This window comes from Shewanella sp. 11B5 (assembly GCF_002836795.1).
Classification (GTDB): domain Bacteria; phylum Pseudomonadota; class Gammaproteobacteria; order Enterobacterales; family Shewanellaceae; genus Shewanella; species Shewanella frigidimarina.
On sequence record NZ_PJAP01000044.1, the window covers coordinates 1 to 1,451 of the forward strand.

Genomic DNA, 1,451 nt, shown 5'->3' on the forward strand with positions numbered 1-1,451 from the left:
GCTGAGATACAAATCCTAATAAACGATTTTGCTTGTCGACAACTGGTGCACCGCGTTCTTGCGCAGCAGTGAGTTGCATCAGTCCTTCATGAATAGAGAGTTCTGGTGACAATGTAAAAGGTGTGGCTTCCATTAATTCACTGACAGTAAGATTAATAATTGATTTAGGCATAGCAGTTCTCCCATTCGTTTTTAGCGAAGGTGTAAGGTTAGATTCATGGTGGATTTGCGTTAATACTGAATGTGATTTGGAAAAGCCTGTGGCCGATTGACTGACCATTGTTCGACTTGATATTGGTACGTTGGGTATTGGCTTATCTGAATTAGACTGGTTAGAAGCTGACTTATTTGAAATAGCCTGATTTGACATAGCCTGATTTGACATAGCCTGGTTTGAAATATGCGCGTCAATCGCCGGAATACATTCAGCTAATGCCAACGTTGCTAACGCCATAGGCGCTGTATGATCAGCGTTAGAGTGCTTTAATCGTTCAATCATTAAATAAGCAAGGCCGACAAATAAAGCACCGCCGACGATGTTGCCTAACGTGACAGGAATAAGATTATTAAACAGAAAATGCGTTATGGTAATATCTGCAAACTTGCTTGCGGGTACACCAATAGCATTAAAGAAATCAGCCGATGCAAATTGCTGCAACATGATCCCCAGCGGCACCATGAACAAGTTAGCAATACTGTGTTCAAAACCACTGCTGACAAACATAGCGACGGGCAGCATAAGTAAGAAGGCTTTGGTTAGTACGTCTTTGCTGGAAAACGTCATCCAGACACCAAGGCACACCAAAACATTACATAAAATGCCTAAAATAAATGCTTGGCTCCAATCATGATGTATTTTGTGTTGCGCAATATTTAATGCATTCAAGCCCCATTGACCACCATTGAGCAGGTGCATTTTAGCCCCTAAAATCAACAACAACATCAACATAGCACCAATGAAATTGCCAACATATACACGAGTCCAACACATCAATAAATCTTTGGTATTTACCCGTTTTTGAGCCCATGCAACACTACTTAATACCGTACTGGTAAAGAGTTCTCCTCCACAAATAACCACTAGAATTAACCCTAGGCTAAACGCTAAGCCGCCAATAAAGCGCACTTGCCCCCAAGGACCAATTGTTCCGGTCGTTACCGTAATATAAAAAACAAAAGCCAACGCAATGAAAGCACCGGCAAAAATAGCTAAGCCGAATGACTCTAAGTGCGACTTAATGACTTTAGATTGTCCGTATTGTTCAGCTTGCTGGCACATGTTGATAACTGCACTATTCGCAGCGTCTTGTGTGTAAACATTCTGTATCGGCACCGTTGACGTTTTTGTTGTTAAAGCAGTCATAAACTACATTCCAAATACACTAATGGTTATTCTTTGGCTGCAGCATAAATATTAAAGAAATATACAGATACACATCATCGTTGTTTCT

At 40.9% G+C, this 1,451-nt stretch carries 1 protein-coding gene; it reads right to left on the reverse strand.

Features of this window, described 5'->3' with window-relative positions:
• The coding region (gene focA, locus CXF78_RS00365) for a formate transporter FocA (protein ID WP_102035671.1) at positions 1-1,363 on the reverse strand (1,363 nt) is incomplete at its 3' end.
• Between the last annotated feature and the right edge of the window lie 88 nt (positions 1,364-1,451).